We start from the raw sequence: 21,259 nt of genomic DNA, 5'->3' as shown, positions 1-21,259 counted from the left end.
GCCCTGCACGCGGGCGACGGTCAGGGCGACCTGACCCAGGATTTCGGGCAAACCGTCACCACGAATCGTGACAGTACGGTTGGACAGGAACGGCGGGCGGTTGCCCATAGGCGGCACTCCGGCGGGGTGAAGGGGCCCACGAGTGGCACATGCAGCGAATGCTGTATGGCGCGGGGTAGCCAATCAGGCTACCGTGAAATGTGCCGAATAAGTGTCAAAAATTGTGACGTCGGATGCGAGCGGGAGCATTTTCGGAAAAATCCGAAAAGGAGCGAGTGGGAACCCTGCCTTGCTCGCCCAGCGGCGGAAATCGCAGACATTACCGCAAGCATGATGTGGGTAATCGAAAATGCCCATGAAATTGGTATTTGCAATTTACCCATATTATTTGTAAAGTGAGATTACGCATTTGATCGGTAACTCCGGATCACCAAGATGAAACAGCTGCTCACCACCCCCAGCCAGCTCGGGCAAGTGCTGCAATCCGCACGGCGTGCCGCCAAGCTGTCGCAGACGGACCTTGCCGCGCGGCTGGATGTCAGCCAGAGCCGCATCTCCCATATGGAGCTCAACCCGGGCAGCATCAGCGCCGATCAGTTGCTGGCGCTGATCGGCGTCCTCGGCCTGGAGCTCATCGTGCAGGATAGGCACGCGGCAGGCGCCGAAGCTTCGCCGGTGGAGTGGTAGCCATGGGCCGCAGATCGCATGCGCGGGCGCTGTCGGTATGGGCCAATGGCGAGCGGGTAGGGACGTGGCGCATCCCCGCGCGGGGCGACATGGAGTTGCAGTACGACCCAGGCTGGCTGGCCTCGCCCGCCGGACGCCCACTTTCCCTGTCGCTTCCCTTCGGCGTCGATACCTCCCCGCTCAAGGGCGACCGGGTGCGCAACTACTTCGACAACCTGCTGCCCGACAGCGACGCCATCCGCAAGCGCCTGGCCACGCGTTTCAAGGCGGCAACCACGGAAGCCTTCGACCTGCTGGAGGCCATCGGCCGCGATTGCGTCGGCGCTGTGCAATTGCTCGGCGAGAACGAACAGCCGGCGGGCCATGACCGCATCGAAGGCACCCCGCAGTCCGACGCCGATATTGAAAAACTGCTGCGGCAGACGGTCAGCCCCACCGGCATGGGCGCACAGGACGATGACGAAGACTTGCGCATCTCCCTGGCCGGCGCGCAGGAAAAGACCGCGCTGCTGTGGCACGGCAACCAGTGGATGAAGCCCCACGGCGCCACGCCCACCACGCACATCCTCAAGCTGCCGCTCGGGTTGGTGGGCAACAAGCGGGCCGACCTAAGTACCTCGGTCGAGAACGAGTGGCTCTGCCTGACCATCCTTGCCGCCTATGGCCTGCCGGTGGCGCATAGCGAAATCAAGACCTTCGCCAGCCAGAAGGTCCTGAGCGTGCAGCGCTTCGACCGGCAGATGCATTCCTCGGGAGGCTGGATCCTGCGCCTGCCGCAGGAGGATTTCTGCCAGGCGCTTGGCGTCGCCCCGCACCTGAAGTACGAAGCGGATGGCGGCCCGGGCATGCGCGACATCGCCCAGATCCTGCGGCAATCGACCCACGCCGACGAAGACCTGGAAATCTTCCTCACCACGCAGATCCTGTTCTGGATGCTGGCGGCGCCCGACGGGCATGCCAAGAATTTCAGCATCCGCCTGCTGCCTGGCGGGCGCTACCGGATGACGCCGCTCTATGACGTGATGTCGATCTGGCCGGTGGTTGGCTTTGGGGCAAACCAGTGGTCGTGGCACAAGGCCAAGCTGGCCATGGCGGTGGCCGGCAAGAACCGGCACTACCTGTTCAAGGACGTGCAGCGCCGGCATTTCAACGCCATGGCGCCCAAGTGCTTCCACGGCCCGGATGCGGAAGGCATCGTCCAGCGGCTCGTTGCGCAGACGCCGGCGGTCATTGCGACTGTCAGCGCCGCCTTGCCGAAAGGCTTCCCGCAAAAGGTGGCGCACAGCATCCTGCAAGGGCTGGAGGCATCCGCCCGGCAGCTCGATCGCATGCCGCCTGGCTAAGTGGTTGGTTGGGGAGTTGGGGTCTGCCGGGGCCAACCACTTTGCGCAAGACGAAGTGCACGGCGCGGCCTATGGTCGAGGGATGCCGACTTGCATGCAGCACGCCACCCCCGACCCGAAAGCCCACTGACAGCCCCACTGACAGGACCCACGATGAGCCTCCTGACCCTGCCGCCCCTTGCGCACTATTTCACCGCCGAGCACGAACAGTTCCGCAGCACGCTGCGCGACTTTGTGGCCCGCGAGATCACACCTTACGTAAACGAATGGGACGAAGCCGGGACCTTTCCCCGCTCGCTATACCGCCGCGCCGCGGAAGTCGGCCTGCTCGGGCTGGGTTACCCGGAACACTTCGGCGGCACGCCCGGCGACATCTTCTATCACCTGATCCAGGCCGAAGAGTTTGCCCGCTGCGGCTCCGGCGGCGTCAACGCATCGCTGCACTCCCATTCCATCGGCGTGCCGCCCATCGTCGCGGCCGGCAGCCAGGCGCTACAGGAACGCGTGTTGCCCGCGGTCATTGCTGGCGACAAGATCGCCGCCCTGGCCATTACCGAGCCCGGCGGCGGCTCCGATGTGGCCAGCCTGAAGACCACCGCCGTGCGCGACGGCGACCACTACATCGTCAACGGCGAGAAAACCTTCATCACCTCCGGCATGCGCGCCGACTTCATCACCACCGCGGTGCGCACCGATCCCGCCAACAAGGGCGCGGGCGGCATCTCCCTGCTGCTGATCGAAGGCAACCCGCCCGGCCTGACCCGCACCGAACTCAAGAAGATGGGCTGGCTCGCCTCCGACACCGCCCACCTGCACTTCGACAACTGCCGGATCCCGGCCGCCAACCTGATCGGCGAAGAAAACCGTGGCTTCCAGGTCATCATGCGCAACTTCAACGCCGAGCGGCTGGGGATGAGCGCCAGCGCCTATGGCTATGCCGAAGCCTGCCTGCAGGAAGCGCTCGACTGGGCGCGCCAGCGCAGCACCTTCGGCCACCCGCTGGTGGAGCGCCAGGTGATCCGCCACAAGCTGGTCGACATGGCCCTGCGCATCGAAGCCGCCCGCAACCTCGTCTACGACCTGGCTTACCGCGTGCAGCATCAGGCCGGCGACCCGGCGCAACTGGTGGCGCGCACCTGCATGGCCAAGATCCAGGCCACCCAGGCCATGCAGTTCTGCGCCGACCAGGCCGTGCAGATCCTGGGCGGCATGGGTTTCATGCGCGGCACCCTGAGCGAGCGGGTGTACCGCGAGGTCAAGGTCATGATGATCGGCGGCGGGTCGGAGGAAATCATGAAAGACCTGGCCGCGCGGCAGCTGGGGTTTTGAGGCATCTCGTTATACAGAAGTGATGGCCTCCCCTCGACTACATGCAGCCGGGAACTGACGGAATTCAGACTCAGGGGGTTGTAAACATGCGCGGACTCGCGTTTACTCTCGACTTTTCGTTGCGACACGAGGTCGCTTGCAGAAGTTGTTCCCGCGGCAACGGAGGGAACCAACCGTGTCACCGGTTGAATCTAGGAGCCTGAATAAAGAGCGGCTCTGACAACGTAACGAAGCATCGTAAGGTGCGGGGTATCAATCGCGAGAGGCATACCCTTCTGGCAGCCACGCGCCGGTGAAGTGCCAGATAGTCGGTAGGGTGAAAACATTTGAATCTGCGATAAAGATCGTGACGAGAAACAAGCGGAAGTGGCTTCTACGCTTGAACCAAAACGGTAATGGAGGTGGGAACAGGGTTTCGAAAATGCGCTCTCGTGACCCATATGCCTCCCGGTCAATAGCAGGCACCTAACCCGACGTACTTTTGCAAGCGGAACGTGGAAACCCCGTATCGCTCCCTTCGGGGACAGCAGGCTGCAAAGTCTGCCCATGGCGGTGCGGGCACAGGAACGAGGAAAAAGCGAACGCCGACCTGTAATGGGACGGATAGAGGTTGCAACATCACCTCACGCGAAAGCGGGCAGACTTCCTCATGGTCTCTCCTCACCAGAGAGTTTCCAGAACCATCTTAACGGGAGGAAAGCAAATGAGTGCTGCAACACAGGCGCGTGCACCTTCTGGCATGACGTGGGACGGCATCAATTGGGCCGAGGTCCAACGGCATGTAAGAGGGCTGCAAACGCGTATAGTGAAGGCGACACAGGAAGGTCGCCATAACAAGGCGAAAGCCTTGCAATGGCTACTGACCCACTCGTTCAGCGGCAAGGCATTAGCCGTCAAGCGGGTGACTGAAAATCAAGGCAGGAATACCCCCGGTGTGGACAAGGTAACGTGGAAAACACCCGGAGGCAAAGACCAACGCGATGGCGTCGTTGAAGAGGCGGGGCTACTCGCCCCTTCCGCTTCGGAGGGTGTTAATTCCGAAGAAAAACGGCAAGACGAGGCCGCTGGGCATACCCGTGATGAAGTGCCGCGCCATGCAAGCGCTACATTTGCTGGCATTGGAACCGATCGCGGAAACCACCGCCGATCTGAACTCCTATGGGTTCAGGCCGGAGCGCTCAACCGCGGATGCCGGGGGACAGTGTTTCGTCTCGCTCGCGAAAAAGGCAAATGCACAATGGGTGCTAGAGGCCGACATTCAAGGCTGTTTCGACAAAATCAGTCACGACTGGATGCTCGCCCATGTCCCTACGGATAAGGCGGTCCTAAAGAAGTGGCTCAAGGCGGGATTCGTGTATCAAAACGAACTCTTCCCAACTGAGGCAGGTGCCCCGCAAGGGGGAATTATCAGCCCTGTCTTAGCCAACATGACGTTGGACGGTCTCGAAGCAAGGCTAGCGGAGAAGTTTCCGCAGGCAAGGCGGGCAGGCTTAAAAATGAACATGGTGCGTTACGCGGACGACTTCATCATCACTGGCTTCTCGAAAGAATGGCTGGAGAGCGAAGTCATGCCTGCCGTGGTCGAATTCCTGGCGGAGCGTGGGCTTGTCCTATCGCCGGAAAAAACCAAAATAACGCATATCACGGATGGGTTCGACTTCCTCGGATGGAACCTTCGCAAGTACAACGGCAAGCTGTTGGTCAAGCCGTCGAAAGCGAACGTCAAGGCTCATCTTGACAAAATCCGTGAAGTCATCAGGGCCAACAAGACGGCTAAACAGGCAAACCTGATAAGGCTGCTCAATCCGGTATTGCGTGGATGGGCGAATTACCACAGCCATGTAGTCGCCAAGGAAACCTTCGCTCGGGTTGATGCCAATGTCTGGTCAATGCTATGGCGATGGGCGGTGAGAAGACACCCCAATAAAGGAGCCAGATGGGTCAAAGAGAAATACTTCAAGACCCGAGGCACCCGGAACTGGGCATTTACCGCCACAGAAAAACAAGAGGATGGAACGGAACGGGAGCTTACCCTGCTGCAAGAGTCGGACACGCCAATACAGCGGCATGTCAAGATCAAAGCCAACGCGAATCCGCACGACCCCAAATGGGAACAGTACTTCGAGTCCCGGTGGGGCAAGAAAACGCTGAACTCGTCAAGAGGCCGTGCGAAGCTCTACCGCGTCTGGCTCAGGCAAGATCGCCTGTGTCCTACCTGTCAGGAACCTATCACAAAGGGCACTCCTTGGGATGTCCGCCACATTGTGAAAAGAACCGAAGGCGGATCGGACTCAGCGAGCAATCTCGAACTGCACCATCTCGATTGCCGTAGAACTCGGTAGTACGCCAGAACTACAGTTGTGAGACCGGGTACCGAAAGGTGCCTTCGTAGAGGCTTGAGCCGTGTGCGTCGAAAGAAGCATGCACGGTTCTGAGGGGGCCGGGCGCGGGTAACCGCGTCTGGCTACCCGGCAGTGCGAATGGACAACGAGTCGGGGGCGTGGGTGGACGAAGAATTTGAGGGGCTGAATCTAGGCGATCCCAGGCGGGACCGGCGGGCGAAGGAACTGCTCAAGCGGTTTGCAGCCAACCCGACGGCTAGCATTCCGGGCGCTTGCGATGGATGGTCGGAGACCATGGCGGCGTATCGATTTCTCGGTAACGAGGAGATCGAATGGACGGATGTGATGCAGCCACATTGGGAGCGCACCGCTGCCAGGGCTGGCCAATTCCCGGTGGTGTTGTGCATCGCTGACACAACCGAATTGAACTTCAACGGCCAGGAGGTGGAGGGACTAGGGCCGCTGAGCTTTGAAGCGCAGAGGGGAATGTATCTGCATCCGACGTACGCCGTCACGCCGGATCGGGAGCCGCTGGGCGTGATCGATGCATGGATGTGGGCTCGGGAGCCTCGGGACGCTAACGGACAGCGTGGCGGCATCAAGGAAAGCATACGGTGGATCGAAGGGTACGAACGGGTTGCGGAGCAAGCGGCGCTGCTACCTCAGACACGCCTGGTCTATGTGACGGATCGGGAAGGCGACATCGCGGCGCTGATGGCCCGCGCATGTGAACTCGGTCAGCCCGCTGACTGGCTGATCCGTTCCCAATACAACCGCAACCTTGCCGAGGCAGGGAAGCTGTGGGACAACGTCGACGCCAGCCAGGCGCTTGGGGAAATCACCTTCATCCTGCCGGGGCGCGCAGGCCAGAAGGCGCGCGAGGTTAAGCAGGAACTACGCGCACAACGTGTGAAGCTGCCGGGTCAGGCAGGCTCGGTTACTTGTGTGGTGGCCCACGAGACCGGTGCGCCGGCGGGCGTCACACCTGTGGTGTGGCGACTGCTGACCAATCGCGAGGCGCAGAACACGGACGCCATTGTCGAATTAATTGATTGGTATCGAGCCCGATGGGAGATCGAGATGTTCTTCCACGTCCTGAAGACCGGATGCAAGGTCGAGGCGCTGCAGCTATCGCAAATGGAGCGTGTGGAGCGGGCCTTGGTGTTGTACATGGTTGTGGCATGGCGCATTGCCAGGCTGATGCGGTTGGCCAGAACCTGCCCTGAGTTGGACGCATCGCTGTTCTTCGACGCTGACGAGATACGAGGGGCATATGTGCTCGCGAAAAAGGCCCGTCCAAAGACACCGGTTACGCTCAATCAGATGATCCGTTTGGTGGCTTCTCTGGGCGGATTCCTTGGGCGCAAGAGTGATGGCGAGCCCGGCGCCAAAACGATCTGGATCGGCCTCCAGCGAACAATGGATGCCGCGTTCATGATTCAGGCGCTGCGGGAGGACTCATGACTTCTGTATAACGACATGGTTTTGAGGGGGAGCGGGGAGGGGGCTGGGATAGCGGTTAATGTATTCGATCATGCTTTTTAAGAAGCAAAACCAACCGTCACCAAGCTAACGTATCAGATCGAATCTCATATCTGGAATTTTGCTAGGCAGCGTTCTATACTGTCGTCGTACTGATACGTTATCTACACGACGAAAGGCGCAATGCAGCACCTCATTACCGCAACCGCAAGCCTTGGCCAGCTCGCCCGCGCTGCGCGCATGACCCAGAAGCTCACGCGCGACGAACTGGCGCGCGCCACGGGCCTCTCGCCAGCCTTTATCTCAGCGGTTGAACGTGGCAAGGAGACCGCGCAAATCGGCAAGGTGCTGCTCCTGCTACAGGAGCTCGGCGTGACGCTGTTCGGCGAGGCTTCCGGCGTCCAGCAACTGATGGCGGACAAAGACGGGCTCGCCAACCGGCGAGTACGTAAATGAGCGAAGAAGAGCGCACGCTCATCGCCTTTGCCAACGGCGTAAATGCTGGCGTACTACGGCGCGGAATCGGCCGGGGCCATCACGCTTCTGGCGCCGGGCCAGCAGGAACCCGGCGCAGGCCGGGTGCCGCTATCGTTCGAAGAATTGCACCGCCGTATCGCGGACCTGCCGGGGCGCCCGCTTGACGCGAAGGCGCCCAAGCACATGTCGGTGGGTGGCGCGCAGCACAAGCTGGCGGCAATCCTGGAGGGCAGGCAAGGAGAGCAGCGATTGCTGGAACCAATCGGCGCAGAGCCTTCCACCCATATCCTGAAGCCGGAAGCACGCTCTACCGCATGGCCACATACTGCCATCAATGAGTTCTTCTGCATGCGGCTGGCTGCGCGCGTGGGTCTGCCGGTGCCAGCCACGGCGTTCCTGCGCGTGCCGGCGCCGGTCTTCGCTATTTCCCGTTTTGATCGTAAATCGCTGCAGGGCCAGGTGCGGCGCCGGCATGTCATTGACGGCATGCAGCTGCGCGGAAAGAGCCGAACACTAAAGTACACGCAAGCCTCGACGCAGACCCTGAAAGCGCTGATCGAGCTGACACGTACCCGCGCCGCCTCGCGCCTGGCAATTTACCGCTGGATTGTGTTCAACGTGCTGGTTGGCAACGGCGACGCACATATGAAAAACCTGTCGTTCTTCGCGGACCCTGACGGCTACAGCCTTGCTCCGTTCTACGATATCGTCAGCACCGTGGTGCACGACACCAAGAGCTTTCGCGACACCGAGCCGTACTGGCCGGACTCCAAATTGTCCATGCCGATCGGGGCCGCCAGGCATTACGGCGACCTCCAGCGCACCGACCTGATTCAAGCGGGGCAGGAACTTGGGCTGAGTCCAACGGCGGCAGCCTATGAGCTCGACGCAGTGTTGGTTGCCGTAGCGCAGGCCACGAATGAGGTCCGAGCGCAAGTCGAAGCTGAGGCCACGCCGGATGGTGGCGAGGCCCGGCTGCTCAATGCCATCCTGGCCATGCCACTCAAGGAGATGTCCGATCGGCTAAGACGGCCAGTTCGAAGTCCGGCAGCATAGCTGCCTGCACAAGAGAGGAGAGCATTCGTCCAGGGAAGCGCCCAAGCCTTCCCGCGACACGGATCGGCCCCGCCGCGCCGCCTTATAATCCGACCGGAGAATCCACCGCTGGCGCTGCCAGCGGGCGTGTCCTGGAACCGGCCGAATGCCTTCGTACCCCCTTGTCCTCTGCCTCACCTTTGCGGTCGTCGGAAGTCTGATGGTTGCCGTCGCAACCTGGACGCGGCGGGACGACCCCATCGTCAAGGCCTTCCTGGCGCTGGCCCTGGGGAGCGCGCTATGGAGCGGTGGCCGCCTGCTCGAGTTGAACTCCGTCGACCTGGAAACCCGCATCCTGTGGGCCAAGGTGCAATATGTCGGCATTGTCGCCGTGCCCATCGGCTGGCTCTGCGCCATCGTCCAGCTCAGCCGGCCAAGATTCGTCATCCCTTGGTCGCTGCTCTCGCTGCCCATCGTCATCAATATCGTGACGCTGGCCCTGGTCTTTACCAACGAACGGCATCACCTGATCTGGACATCGATCCGGCTGGTGCCGGGGGGCGCGCCGCCGGGCGCCGTCTTCGGCCATGGCCCGGGATACGCCGCCGCGGCGGTCTACACCTACCTGCTGTTGCTGATCAGCGTCTACTTCCTGCTGACGGCGCGGGTGCCAAGCAGCAACCTGACCCGCGGGGGAAGGGCAGTGCTTGCGGGCGGCCTGGCGTTGCCGCTGGTGGCCAATATCGCGTACTTGCGCGGATGGACGGGTCCGCTGGGCGGCGACCTGACCCCCGCCACTTTCGCGGTGACGGCGGTGCTGGTGTGGGTATGCGCGCTGCGCAGGCACCTGGATGACGTTGGCCACTACGCCAGGCTCAGGGTCTTCGATGCCTTGCAAGAGGGCTGCGTGATCGTGAATGCCAACGACATCATTGTCGATTTCAACCCTGCCGCGCGGCGCCTGCTGGTGGAGGTGGAGCGGGGCAGCGCGTTTCCGCCCGCCTGGCGGGACGCGATTGCCGCCAGCCGCAGCGACGCGCCCGGCAGCGGCGGATCGCACCTGATTTCGCAGGCGCGTGTCGACTACGAGCTCACCGTGGATTCGGTGCGCAACCTGCACCGGCAGCCGGTCGGGATCATTGTGTTCCTGCGCGACGTCACGCGCTTTCGCTCGCGCGAGCACGCGTTGACGGTGGAAAACTCCAGCCTGGCGGTGCGGCTCGGCGAGACCGAGGAAAAGCTCTCACGCATCGAGGCGGACCTGTATCGCGATGCGCTCACCGGCGCGCTCAACCGGCGCTACTTCCAGCGCGAGGCCGCCGTCGCGATAGCCGACGCGTTTGAGCGCGGCATTCCCGTCGGCCTGCTGATCATCGACGTCGATTACTTCAAGCAGTACAACGATCTGCACGGCCACGTGCACGGCGACGAATGCCTGCGCCGCGTTGCCGCCGCCATCGGCGAAGCCATGCGCAACGGCCCCAGCGACTTCTGCGCCCGCGTTGGCGGCGAAGAGTTCGTCATCGTGCTGCCGGCGATCGCGCCCGGCGAGACGAGGGAAATCGGCTTGCGCCTGCTCAATGCCGTGCGCTCGCTGGCGCTGCCGCATGGCGGCTGGCCGGAGCACCCGTGCGTCACCATCAGCGTTGGCGCGGTTTGCGAAATCCCGGCGTCGCCGTCGCTGGAGTTCCTGCTAGAAAAGGCCGACGCTGCCATGTACGAGGCCAAGCGCAACGGCCGCGACCGCTTCATGATGCACGACCCGGTGGCGTCGCCTGTGTACCCGGGCTGAACGTCTTTCATGGATTGGCCTGACCGGCCATCAACTCAGGAGTACCCCGCTCATGTCATTCGGCGAATCCGCAGCCATCTACAACCAGGCACGCCAGTCCTACAGCACGGCTGTGATGGACAAGGTCGCAGATATTTTGGCGGCAGCACAGACGCAAGCCATCCTCGACATCGGATGCGGCACGGGTATCGCCACCCGGCAACTGACCGCGTGCGGTTTTCGCCCGGTCGGGATCGACATTGACCCCGACATGATCGACGAGGCGCGCCGGCTTGGGCAGGCGGGCGCGTACCACGTAATGGGCGCCGATCGCCTGGATTTTGCCGACGCGGCATTTGGCGGGGCTACCGCCTTCGGCGCGTTCCACTGGTTCTCGGACGATGCGTCTGTGCGCAACATCCGCCGCGTATTGGTGCCAGGCGCGGCCTTCGTCGTCGTCAACAAGAATGACGCGGGCGATTTTCGCGAGGCCATCGTTGACATCGTCGGCCGCCACGTGGCCCTGAGCCAGGCGCGGCCCAAAGCTGAATACCAGCCTGCCGGGACGCTAGCCGCCGGCGGCTTTCACGCGGTCCGGGAAGACCGGATCCTAACGATGGAGTCGCTCTCCATCGACCATGCGGTTGCGCACGCGCGGTCGATGCGCTTGTGGGAAGAGGTGCCGACATCGCGCCACGCCGCCATCGAGGCTGAGCTGCGTGACTACGCGGGACGTCATCTTGACGCATCCGGCATGTTGCCGCGGCCGCTTGTCGTGACGGTAGTCTCGGGATATCGGTAGCGGCCGAGCAGGCGGCCATGCAGGCCCCAAGCGAGCCCGCCGAGGCCGGATCTCAATTCCACTGCGTGGAAATGCAGGGCTGTATTCGACCGTATTTGCGCTTAATCTGGGTTCATCGATAAACGACGGGCAGGGCAGAAAAATGGCGCCTGTCCCGTCAAGAAACCCAGACGGAGACGCAAGTGCCTAATTCACTCCCCCTCTTCAACAGGGCGCTGGCCACGTTGGCCATTGCGCTTGCCGCCACTGGCGCGCTGGTGCCAGCCGCCAATGCCGCAGCCTTCCCGGAAAAGCCCATTCGCCTCGTCGTGCCCTTCGCCCCGGGCGGTGGCACCGACCTGATCGCCAGGACCATGGGCGTGACGATGTCGCAGGATCTCGGCCAGCCGGTGATCATCGACAACAAGCCTGGAGGCGGCACCATCATCGGCTCCGACACGGTGGCCAAGAGCGCGCCGGATGGCTACACCATGGTAATGGCCACGTTTGCGCACGCGGTCAACCCGAGCATCCACGCCAAGCTGCCCTATGCCACCGACAAGGCATTTGCGCCGGTGATGCTGGTAGGCCAGTCGCCCAACGTGCTGGTGGTTCGCCCGGACAGCCCCTACAAGACGGTGCAGGACCTGATCGCTGCCGCCAAGGCCAAGCCAGGGAAAATCTCGTTTGCATCGCAGGGCCCTGGCACCTCCGCGCACCTCGCGGGTGAACTGTTCAAGTCACTGGCCAAAGTCGACCTTAATCACATTCCCTACCGAGGCGCCGGCCCAGCCATCACAGACTTGCTGGGCGGCCAGGTGGATGTGATGTTCGCCACGGCCTCCGCAGTCGGGTCGTTGCTTGAGAACGGCAAGCTGCGCGCGATCGCGGTGACCACCGCCAAGCGCTCGACAAGCCCGGTGCTGGCCAAGGTGCCCACCATCGCGGAAAGCGGCGTGCCCGGTTACGTGGCCGAAAGCTGGTACGGGCTCTTCGTTCCGGCAGGCACGCCCGCCCCGGTAATTGCCCGCCTGAACGCCGCCGCCAGGAAAGCGGTGCAGACCGAGGCGTTCCGCAAGCGCGCCGAAACCGAGGGCCTGGAAGTCAGCGCGGGAACGCCCGAGGAATTCGGCCGCTATGTGCGCGCCGAGGAGGTCCGCTGGAGCCGGGTGGTCAAGCAAGCCAACATCACCGCGGAGTAGTCCGGCAGCGCTTGATTGCGCATCGGCACGCAATACAGAGAACACCAAGCACCAAGCACAAAACACAAGGTAAAGAGACCCACCATGAACACCACTTCACTGATCACGCTCGACGTCGACGCCGGGATCGCCACCCTGACGCTGAACCGCCCTGAAAAGCGCAACGCCATGACCGACGACATGCGCACAGAGCTGATCGCCGCCCTGGAGCATGTCACGCAGGACAAGACCATTCGGGCGCTGGTGCTCACCGGCAACGGCAAAGGCTTCTGCGCTGGCGGCGATGTGGCCGGCATGCAGCGGCGCATGGACGCACCGGCGGGCGAGGTTGCGTTCAACGGCTGGTCGCGCCAGCAACGGGTGCACCATACCGTGGCGCTGCTGCACAACATGCCCAAGCCCACCATTGCCGCGGTCAATGGCGCCGCCGCCGGGCTCGGTGCCGATATGGCCATGAGCTGCGATTTTGTGATGGCATCGGAAAGCGCCAGTTTCGCCTGGTCGTACATCCATCGCGGCCTGATCCCGGACGGCGGCGGCATGTACTTCCTGCCGCGCCGCACCGGGCTGTCCAAGGCCAAGGAGCTGATCTTCAGCGGGCGCAAGGTCGATGCCGCAGAAGCCCTCCAGCTGGGCATCGCGGATCGCGTGAGCGAGCCGGAGGCGCTGTTGCCCCGTGCCCGGGCCTGGGCGGCGGAGCTGAGCCAGGGCTCCGCAACTGCCCTGGCGCTGAGCAAGTCCATCTTGAACCAGACCTTCGAGTTGCCGGCCGAGCAGGTATTCGCACAGGGCAGCCAGGCACAGGGCATCTGCTACACCAGCGCCGAGCATCGGGAATCCGTGCAGGCATTCCTGGCCAAGATGGCTGGAAAGGAACAGGCCTGACACCATGGAAGCAGATAACGCCGATAACGCAGATAACGCACTCTCCGCCATCGCCCGCCTGGTCAAGCCGCGCAGCGTCGCCATCATCGGTGCATCCGCCGATGCGGCCAAGACCGCCGGGCGCCCGGTCGCCTACCTGAAAAAACACGGCTTCGCCGGCGCCATCTACCCGGTCAACCCGAAGGTGAGCGAGATTGACGGCATCCGCTGCTATGCGGATATCGACGCGTTGCCGGAAGTGCCGGATGTGGGCATTGTGCTGCTGGGCGCGCAGCGCGCCCACCTGGCCGTGCGCGAACTGGCCGCGCTCGGCACCGGCGCCGCCATCGTGCTGGCCAGCGGCTACTCGGAGACGGGCGCCGAAGGCGCGCGCCGCCAGGCGGAACTGATCGAGGCAGCCGGCGCCATGCGCCTGCTCGGCCCCAACACCATCGGCCTGGTCAATCTCACCGACAATATCCCGCTTTCCGCCAGCGGGGCGCTGGAGATGGATCATTTCCCCGTCGGCAACATCGGCGTGGTCTCGCAGAGCGGCGGCATTCTTGGCGCTTTGCTCTCTCGCGCCGCCGCACGCGGCATCGGGCTTTCCAAGCTGGTTTCCACCAGCAACGAAGTGGATCTCGACCTGGCCGATTTCATCGACTACCTGGCGGATGATGAGGCCACCCGCGTGATTGCGCTGTATGTGGAAAGCGTGCGCCACCCCGACCGATTCCGCGCCGCCGCGCTGAAGGCGGCCAGGGCAGGCAAGCCGGTGGTCGCGTTCAAGATCGGCCGCTCCGAGGCGGGGGCCCGTGCCGCGGTGTCGCACACGGGCGCGCTGGCCGGCGCGGACCGGATGTACGACGCGTTGTTCCGGCAAGCCGGCGTGATCCGCGCGCAGACCTTCGCGGACCTGCTCGACATGCCCGCCGCGCTCGCCACCGGGAGGGCGCTGCGCGGCAACCGGGTGGCCATCCTGACCTCGACCGGCGGCGCCGGCACGCTGGTTTCGGACAGCCTCGGCTTGTCCGGCTTCGAGACGCCCGCGCCGGATGAAGCCACCGCGCAACGGCTGCGGGCGCTGCAGCAGGGCGATCACGCGGCACTGGATCGCAACCCCATCGATGTCACCCTGGCAGGCCTGCAGCCGGACCTGCTGCGCGGCGCAATCCGGGCGCTGCTGGATAGCCCGAGCTATGACGCCGTTGCCATCATCGTCGGGTCGTCCGGCCTGGCCATGCCAGACCTGATGGCAGGCGCGATCCAGGAATGCCTGCCCACCAGCGACAAGCCGGTGGTGGCCTTCGTCAGCCCACATGCGCCGCAGGTGGCCAGCCTGCTGACCGCGCGCGGCGTGCCCGCATTCAGCGCGCCCGAGGGCTGTACGGCCGCGCTAAGCGCCATGCTGCGTGCCGGGCAATGGCGCGAGGCGCCTGACGTCCCGGCCCCTGCGGCAGCCCGCATCGCCGGGGAGCTGCCGCACGGCGCGCTGGATGAGGCAGAGGCAAAGCAGCTCTTCGCGCGCTTTGGCATCCCGTCGGTGCGCGAGCGCATCGTAGGCAATGCGCAAGAAGCCAGCGACGCCGCCGACGCCCTCGGTGCCCGCGTGGTCCTTAAGATCCTCAGCGCCGAGATCACGCACAAGAGCGATGTGGGCGGCGTCGCCGTCAACCTGACGCCGCAAGACATAGCGGCGCGGTTGTCGGCGATGGCCGACGAAGTGCGAGCGCATACCGGCGTGGTGCCCCAGCGCTTCCTCGTCCAGGAGATGGTCACCGGCGGCGTGGAGATGATCCTTGGCATGCACCGCGACGCGCTCGGCACCGCGATCCTGCTGGGCATGGGCGGCGTGACCGCCGAGCTGTTCAAGGACACCACCATGCGCATGCTGCCGCCGGCCGGCGGGCTGTCGCACACCGAAGCACTCGGCATGATCCAGGAACTGAAAACCTGGCCGCTGCTGGACGGATTCCGCGGACGGCCCAAGGCCGACGTTGCGGCGCTGGCCAATGCCATTGTAGCGTTTTCCGGCATGACGGCCGCGCTGGGAGAGCAGTTGGTGGAGGCGGAGATCAACCCGGTCTTCGTGCTGCCGGCAGCGCAAGGCGTGCGGGCGGCAGATGGCGTGGTTGTGATGGCGGGCTGACTGCAGAGAGCCGGGCAGGGAGCAAGTTAGTGAGCCGGGCAGGGGAGTCTGGCATAGTCATGCCAGATGATGCGAGACTCCCCCTCTGATGCTTCAATTCCGGCAGTCGGAAATCAGCCCCACCCAGGAGCATGACCTTGGATCCCGAACTAGCGTTGTCGCGAGCGCGTGGCAGGGCGAGCAGCACGTCGGCCAATCGCTCGCTCGAGCGCGGCATGGAGATACTCCGGGCATTTCGTGCTGGCTCGGAAGTGCTCGGCAACAGCGACCTGGCCGAACGCACGGGCCTGCCGCGCTCGACCGTCAGCCGGCTCACGCAAAGCCTGGTCGAGGCCGGCTTCCTCCTGTACGACGCCACGCTGCGCGCTTACCGGCTTGGCCCGCCGGTCCTGAGCCTGGCGCACGCCATGCGCACCGGCTCTGCCGTGCTTCAGGCAGCGGCGCCGTTGATGCGCGAGCTCGCGCAAAGCCAGCACATCAACGTCGGGCTGGCCATGGCCGACCGCGACGAGATGGTTTACCTGGAATCCATCCGCTATAGCCGCAAGGTTTCGCTGCGCAGCGTGGTGACCGGACAGCGTGTGCCCATGGAGCTGACCTCGCTGGGACGCGCCTACCTGGCCGCGGCCCCCGAGCAGGAAACCAAGGCCTTGCTGGAAGGCTTCGGCAAGCGCCTGCGCGCTAACTGGCCCGCGCTTGCACAAGACATCGAGCAAGCCATCGGGCAGGTGCGCAAGCAAGGCTGGTGCATGGCAAGCTGGCAGCCGGAAGTGGTCGCGCTCTCCACGCCACTGGTGTTCAAGCGCTACGCCATCCACGTGCTGAACGTCAGCACCGCCACGCAGGCAACGCCGGCCAGCGCCGCGCGCATTCTCAAGCCACACCTGATGAAGCTTGCCGCGCAGATCCGCAGCGCGATGGGCGACGAGGCCGTGTAGCAGGCGGCTCACGCCTTTGGCTTCAGCATGTGTTCATCCAAGCTCAGGCGCAGGCGCCCGGCGTCGATGCGCAAGCGCAGGCGATGATATTTCGCGAGGTAACGCACGCCGACGATCGCAGCGGCAAAGCCCGCGCCGGCGCCGATGCCAAGCGCCCAGCGTGGCCCGAACGTATCGGCGACCCAGCCGACGATCGGCGCGCCAAGCGGGGTGCCGCCCAAAGCCAGGGCGAGGAGGATGGCCACCACCCGGCCGCGCATGGCGGGTTCGGTCGATAGCTGCACCAGGCTGTTTGTCGACGTGGTCACGGTCTGCGCCGCCACGCCAACCATGATCAGAGCAAGACCAAACAGGGCGTAGCTGGGCATGATCGCGGCTAGCGCGCAGCCTGCCCCGAACACCGTTGCGCCAGCGAGCAAAAGCGAGAAACGCGGCTTGGCCCGCCTTGCCGCCAGCAAGGCGCCGGTAACCGACCCGATCGCCATGATCGACGTCAGGAAACCAAACCGATCCGCCCCGGCATGAAAGACGGTAACCGACATCGTCGAGATGAAAATCGGGAAGTTCAGCCCAAACGTGCCGATCAGGAACAGCATGAGCAAGGCAGCTTTCAGGTCCGGGCGCCGCCAGACATAGCGAAAACCCTCGGCAAAGCTGCCTCGCGTGCGGACCGCCCGGGGCTTCCGATGCAGTTCACCAAGGCGCAGGCGGCTCAACGCCCCCAGCACCGCGACAAAGGACGCCGCATTGATCAGGAATACCCATCCGGTACCCACCACGCTGATCAGCACACCGGCCACCGCAGGGCCAATCATCCGCGCTGCGTTGAACGAGGTGGAATTCAGCGCCACGGCGTTGGACAGATCCGAGTCCCCGACCAGCTCGGCGACAAAGGTCTGGCGCGCGGGAGAATCGAATGCCGTGACACAGCCGAGCAGGAACGCAAACAGGTACACGTGCCACAACTGGACGTGCCCGGACAAGGTCAGGAGTCCCAGCCCGAGCGCCAGCGTGCCCATGGCGGCTTGCGTGGCAAGCAGGAGCTTGCGCCGGTCGAAATGATCCGCCGCAAAGCCGGTCAAGGGTAACAAGAGCAACTGGGGCCCGAACTGCAGCGCCATGACCACGCCCACGGACGTTGCGTTCTTGTGCGTCAGATGCGTGAGCACCAGCCAGTCCTGCGCGGTGCGCTGCATCCAGGTTCCTACATTGGATACGATTGCCCCGCCGGCCCAGAGCCGGTAGTTGAAGTTGTTCAGCGAACGGAAGGTGCCTCTCACCGGCTACCGCCCTTTTCGAGCAGATCGATGATCTCGCGGGTTGTGCCTGTCTCACCCAGCCTCGGGAAAATCCGCGCAATGCTGTTCGCGTGCGCATCCAGGCTCAGGTCGGTCATGGCATCGACGGCGAGAGCAACGTTGAACCCAAGCTCATACGCCTGGCGCGCGGTCGACTCCACGCCGATGCTGGTCGCAACGCCGGCAAGCACCACCTGCGTAACCCCCAGCTTTCTCAGTTGCGCCTCAAGATCGGTATTGGTGAATGCTCCCCAGGTCCGCTTTGTCACCATGTGGTCAGCCGGCTGCCGGTTCAACTCGGGCACCAGATCGGCCCACCCGGCGGGAAGATCGCCAAGCCTGCGTCCCTGTTCCGTACGGCCGGGAGCGCCGCCGGCAACGTTGACCAGCACAACTGGCAGGCCGTGGCCGCGGAACGCGGCGGCAAGTGCCGCAGACTGCTTCACGACTTCGTCGACCGGGTGCACAACGGGAAGCGAGACGATTCCCTGCTGCAGATCGATGACAACGAGAGCGGCTTTGGGATCAAGAACGGTGACTGGCATGGTGTTTTCTCTCGGTCGATAGGGACTACTGGCGGGACTACGGCAGGGACTTCGGCAAGTCCGGAGTGGGACGCTGGCCGGGACTTTGAAAGGGCCCCGTCACGAGTCGGCTAGTCGTTTGAGCAGGGCGATGCCGGCCGCAAGCTCCTCTTGCTCCTTCCCCGCGAGCTTTGTCCGGATGGCACGTAGCAGCCAGTCTTCGCGCGCTGCCCGGGTCGCCAGGATCATCTCCCGCGCGTCAGCCGTGAGCGACAAGATGGTCTGCCGCCCGTCGACCGGATCCGGCGCACCGCTCACCAGCCGGGCTGCTTCCAGGACGGCAACCGTGGCGCCCATGGACTGGGACCGCACACCCTCGGCCCGCGCCAGGGTTGTCACGGTGGCCGGACCGTCGCGCTCCAGGCGCCCCAGAACCGACATCTGGGCCCAGGTGAGATCGCCCGGATGCACCTCTTCACGCAGGCGGCGCCTCAGCTGGCCGATCACGATACGAAGATCGGTTGCCAGCGCGGATGCGCGGGCAACCTGCGGATCATCTTGTTTATGGTTGGAATGCATCTCCCCAATGTAGTCGATACGAAGGAAAACTACAAAGGTAACCTTCTTATTTTGTTCAGGTCCGTCATGATTGACGGTCAGGGAGATCCAATCAGGACGGCGCCAGGTGCGCCGACAAGGTCATAGTCCACCAGCGTTTCCGTGCCTGCATGCGCGCGAACAGGGCTCAGTAGCTCAGCCGCAGGCCCAGGCGCACAGTACGGCCGGCGCCGGGCATGACCCACACGCTGCTATAGGAGCTGGCGTAGTAGGTCTTGTCGAACAGGTTGTCGACGTTAAGCGTCACGCGTGCCGTCTTGCTGTATTGCCAATAGCCCAGCACGTCGGCCAGCGTGTAGGCGGGCAGCGAGAAGCTGTTCTGCGAGTCGCCGGAGCGCTTGCCGACATAGCGGATGCCGCCGCCCACGCCGTAGCGCTGGCCGATGGGGGCCGCATCCTCGTACACTGCCATCACGCTGCCGCTGGTGCGCGGGATGTTGGCCAGCGGCGTGCCGGCGGCGAGCCTGCTGTCCTGGGTGATTTCGGCGTCGGTATAGGCAAAGTTGCCGGTCACGCGCCAATGCGTGCCGAGTTGCCCGGAAGCGTCGAGTTCCACCCCGCGGCTGCGCGCCTCGCCGGCGGCCACCGAGTAGGAGGGATCCAGCGGGTCGGTGGTCAGCACGTTGCGCTTGCGGATCTCGAAGACCGACAGTGTGGCGCCGAGACGGCGGTCGTCGCTGTCGAGCTTCACGCCAGCCTCGACGGCCCGCCCGTGTTCCGCAGAGAACGGGTTGCCAGCGGAATCAGTGCCGGTATTGGGGCGGAACGAGCGGCTGGCGTTGGCGAACAGCGAGACGTTGTTGCTGGCCAGATAGGTGAGGCCGATGCGCGGCGAGACCGCGCTCTGATGCTGGCTGGCACTGGTGCCGAGCAGGCGGTTGTCCAGCGACTGGTTGTAGGCATCGAAACGCACGCCGGCCAGCAGGCGCCAGCGTTCACCCAGCCGCAGTTGGTCCTGGGCATAGAGGCCGAGATTGGTCTGGCGCTCGTAGGTGTCGGTGTTGGCTGCCAGTGTGGGTGGGGTCTGCCCATAGACCGGGTTGTAGATGTCGATGGCATAGGGCGCGCTGGCGGTGGGGTTCTTGCGCAGCTGCACCTGGGTGTTGCCGAAGCGGTAGGCGTCCACGCCGACGATCAGCTCGTGGCCGATCGCGCCGGTGGTGAACTTGCCGGTCATGTCGGCCTGCAGCGAAACGTCGTCGGACTGGTAGTCGCGATAGCGACGCTGGCGTCTCAGGGTACGCTGGTCTGCGGACAGCGCGCTGGCCTCGGTGGAGTAGCCCACCAGGCTGCCGCCGCGGTAGGCCGCGGCCAGGCGGCCCTTCCAGTCCGGCGAGAACTGATGTTCAACACTCAACTGGTGCGACTGGCTGTCGAGGCGGATGTCGCTATCGTTTGGCTCGCCGAGGAAGCGCGAGCGCGGTACGGCGCCCAACTGCCCGTTGATGGCCACCACGCCGCGGTCCAGCGGGGCGGTGTAGCGCTGGAACTCGGCCGCGTACTGCACGATGGTGTCAGCGCCCAGGGTCCAGGTGAACGACGGCGCCACCAGGTAGCGCTTGCTGTTGACGAAATCGCGCGTGCTACCTTCGTGGTCGCCCACGGCGACCAGCCGCCCGGCCACGTTGTCGCTGATGGCGCCGGTGACGTCGGCCGACACACGGTAGCCATCACGGCTGCTGACCTCCATGTCGTAGGCCTGGCTGGGCTTGAACTGTGGCTGCTTGGTGATGACGTTGATGCTGCCGCCGGGTTCGCTGTTACCGTACAGCGAGGAGGTCGGGCCCTTGAGCACCTCCACGCGTTCGATGGTGGCTGCGTCGCGCGGCGCGGTGAAGCCGCGGTTGGCGGCAAAGCCGTTGACAAGGTAGCCAGCGCCGGTGTTCTCGTTGCCGGTGAAGCCGCGTATCGCGTAGTTGTCCCACAGGCCGCCGAAGCTGTTCTGGCGCGACACGCCGCTGGCGTAGTCGAAGGTCTGATCCAGCCGCGTGGCGCCGATATCGTCGAGCAGCTCGCGCGGCAGCACGCGCACGGATTGCGGCACCTCACGCAGCGGGGTTTCGGTACGGGTCGCACCCGTGGAGGTGGAAGGCGCGTAGGTCTTGTCGACGGTGCTGACCACCGAGACTTCGGGGAGCGTCGTCGCGGGCGCCTCCTCGGCATCGGCGAGAGGAGCGGTGAACGCCGTGGCGGCGGCCAGTGCGGCGAGAGGAATACGCCGTCGTTGGCCGGCTGGAGTGACAGAAAGTATCGGCATGTTCGGATCAGAGGAAAGCGCTGGTGCTGGGTAGCCCGTTGGGGATTCGGCAGTGGCGCGACGCGAGACGGCCGGTCCCAACGGGTGGGCCAACGTGATTGACTTCTTATTGCAACTAGGTTGCATTATAAGGGTCTTCTCCATCACTTGTGTGGAATTTCC

General features: G+C 64.1%; 16 protein-coding genes and 1 pseudogene. 13 read left to right on the top strand and 4 right to left on the bottom strand.

Features of this window, described 5'->3' with window-relative positions; translation table 11 throughout:
* Positions 1 to 435: 435 nt before the first annotated feature.
* The 13 genes and pseudogenes from A9975_RS17900 (at position 436) to A9975_RS17840 (ending at position 16,400) form a co-directional block, all read left to right on the top strand.
* Complete coding sequence (locus A9975_RS17900) at positions 436 to 687, top strand: helix-turn-helix domain-containing protein (protein WP_183033995.1); 252 nt, start codon at positions 436 to 438, stop codon at positions 685 to 687.
* Between the two features lie 2 nt (positions 688 to 689).
* Positions 690 to 2,030, top strand: coding sequence for a type II toxin-antitoxin system HipA family toxin (locus tag A9975_RS17895; protein ID WP_183033994.1), 1,341 nt, complete (start codon positions 690 to 692; stop codon positions 2,028 to 2,030).
* A gap of 153 nt (positions 2,031 to 2,183) precedes the next feature.
* Positions 2,184 to 3,359: an acyl-CoA dehydrogenase family protein gene (locus A9975_RS17890; RefSeq protein ID WP_183033993.1), complete on the top strand. Its 1,176-nt coding sequence runs from the start codon at positions 2,184 to 2,186 to the stop codon at positions 3,357 to 3,359.
* Positions 3,360 to 4,062: 703 nt separating this feature from the next.
* Positions 4,063 to 5,701 (top strand): annotated as a pseudogene (gene ltrA / locus A9975_RS17885) (group II intron reverse transcriptase/maturase).
* A 138-nt stretch (positions 5,702 to 5,839) separates the two neighbouring features.
* Positions 5,840 to 7,165, top strand: a complete 1,326-nt coding sequence (locus A9975_RS17880; RefSeq protein WP_183033992.1) for an IS4 family transposase — start codon at positions 5,840 to 5,842, stop codon at positions 7,163 to 7,165.
* Positions 7,166 to 7,366: 201 nt separating this feature from the next.
* Positions 7,367 to 7,639 (top strand): helix-turn-helix domain-containing protein, encoded by a 273-nt coding sequence (locus tag A9975_RS17875; protein ID WP_183033991.1) that lies wholly within the window; start codon positions 7,367 to 7,369, stop codon positions 7,637 to 7,639.
* 42 nt (positions 7,640 to 7,681) lie between these two features.
* Complete coding sequence (locus A9975_RS17870; RefSeq protein ID WP_183033990.1) at positions 7,682 to 8,716, top strand: HipA domain-containing protein; 1,035 nt, start codon at positions 7,682 to 7,684, stop codon at positions 8,714 to 8,716.
* Positions 8,717 to 8,861: 145 nt separating this feature from the next.
* Positions 8,862 to 10,487: a histidine kinase N-terminal 7TM domain-containing protein gene (locus tag A9975_RS17865; protein ID WP_183033989.1), complete on the top strand. Its 1,626-nt coding sequence runs from the start codon at positions 8,862 to 8,864 to the stop codon at positions 10,485 to 10,487.
* Positions 10,488 to 10,539: 52 nt separating this feature from the next.
* On the top strand, positions 10,540 to 11,268 hold the full coding sequence (locus tag A9975_RS17860; protein WP_183033988.1) for a class I SAM-dependent methyltransferase: 729 nt from the start codon (positions 10,540 to 10,542) through the stop codon (positions 11,266 to 11,268).
* Between the two features lie 215 nt (positions 11,269 to 11,483).
* A complete protein-coding gene (locus tag A9975_RS17855; protein ID WP_220810811.1) occupies positions 11,484 to 12,449 on the top strand; it encodes a tripartite tricarboxylate transporter substrate binding protein in 966 nt (321 codons plus the stop codon).
* Positions 12,450 to 12,533: 84 nt separating this feature from the next.
* Positions 12,534 to 13,334 (top strand): enoyl-CoA hydratase/isomerase family protein, encoded by an 801-nt coding sequence (locus tag A9975_RS17850; RefSeq protein WP_183033987.1) that lies wholly within the window; start codon positions 12,534 to 12,536, stop codon positions 13,332 to 13,334.
* A gap of 4 nt (positions 13,335 to 13,338) precedes the next feature.
* Positions 13,339 to 15,462, top strand: coding sequence for an acetate--CoA ligase family protein (locus A9975_RS17845; protein ID WP_183033986.1), 2,124 nt, complete (start codon positions 13,339 to 13,341; stop codon positions 15,460 to 15,462).
* Positions 15,463 to 15,599: 137 nt separating this feature from the next.
* Complete coding sequence (locus A9975_RS17840) at positions 15,600 to 16,400, top strand: IclR family transcriptional regulator (protein ID WP_183033985.1); 801 nt, start codon at positions 15,600 to 15,602, stop codon at positions 16,398 to 16,400.
* 8 nt (positions 16,401 to 16,408) lie between these two features.
* Here the strand turns inward: A9975_RS17840 and A9975_RS17835 are convergent, their stop codons facing one another.
* From A9975_RS17835 to A9975_RS17820, 4 genes are all read right to left on the bottom strand, one after another.
* A complete protein-coding gene (locus A9975_RS17835) occupies positions 16,409 to 17,680 on the bottom strand; it encodes an MFS transporter (RefSeq protein ID WP_183033984.1) in 1,272 nt (423 codons plus the stop codon).
* The gene (locus A9975_RS17830; protein ID WP_183033983.1) at positions 17,677 to 18,243 is read right to left on the bottom strand and encodes an isochorismatase family protein; all 567 of its coding nucleotides are present in this window, start codon (positions 18,241 to 18,243) and stop codon (positions 17,677 to 17,679) included. Before A9975_RS17830 ends, A9975_RS17835 begins: the two co-directional genes overlap by 4 nt.
* 99 nt (positions 18,244 to 18,342) lie before the next feature.
* Positions 18,343 to 18,801 carry a MarR family winged helix-turn-helix transcriptional regulator gene (locus A9975_RS17825; RefSeq protein WP_183033982.1) on the bottom strand — a complete coding sequence of 153 codons (459 nt, stop codon included), beginning with the start codon at positions 18,799 to 18,801 and terminating at the stop codon, positions 18,343 to 18,345.
* 166 nt (positions 18,802 to 18,967) lie between these two features.
* A complete protein-coding gene (locus tag A9975_RS17820; protein ID WP_183033981.1) occupies positions 18,968 to 21,097 on the bottom strand; it encodes a TonB-dependent siderophore receptor in 2,130 nt (709 codons plus the stop codon).
* Positions 21,098 to 21,259 lie beyond the last annotated feature (162 nt).

Source organism: Cupriavidus sp. UME77 (assembly GCF_014170355.1).
In the GTDB taxonomy this organism is placed as follows: domain Bacteria; phylum Pseudomonadota; class Gammaproteobacteria; order Burkholderiales; family Burkholderiaceae; genus Cupriavidus; species Cupriavidus basilensis.
This window is presented reverse-complemented; position numbering and strand designations above follow the sequence as displayed.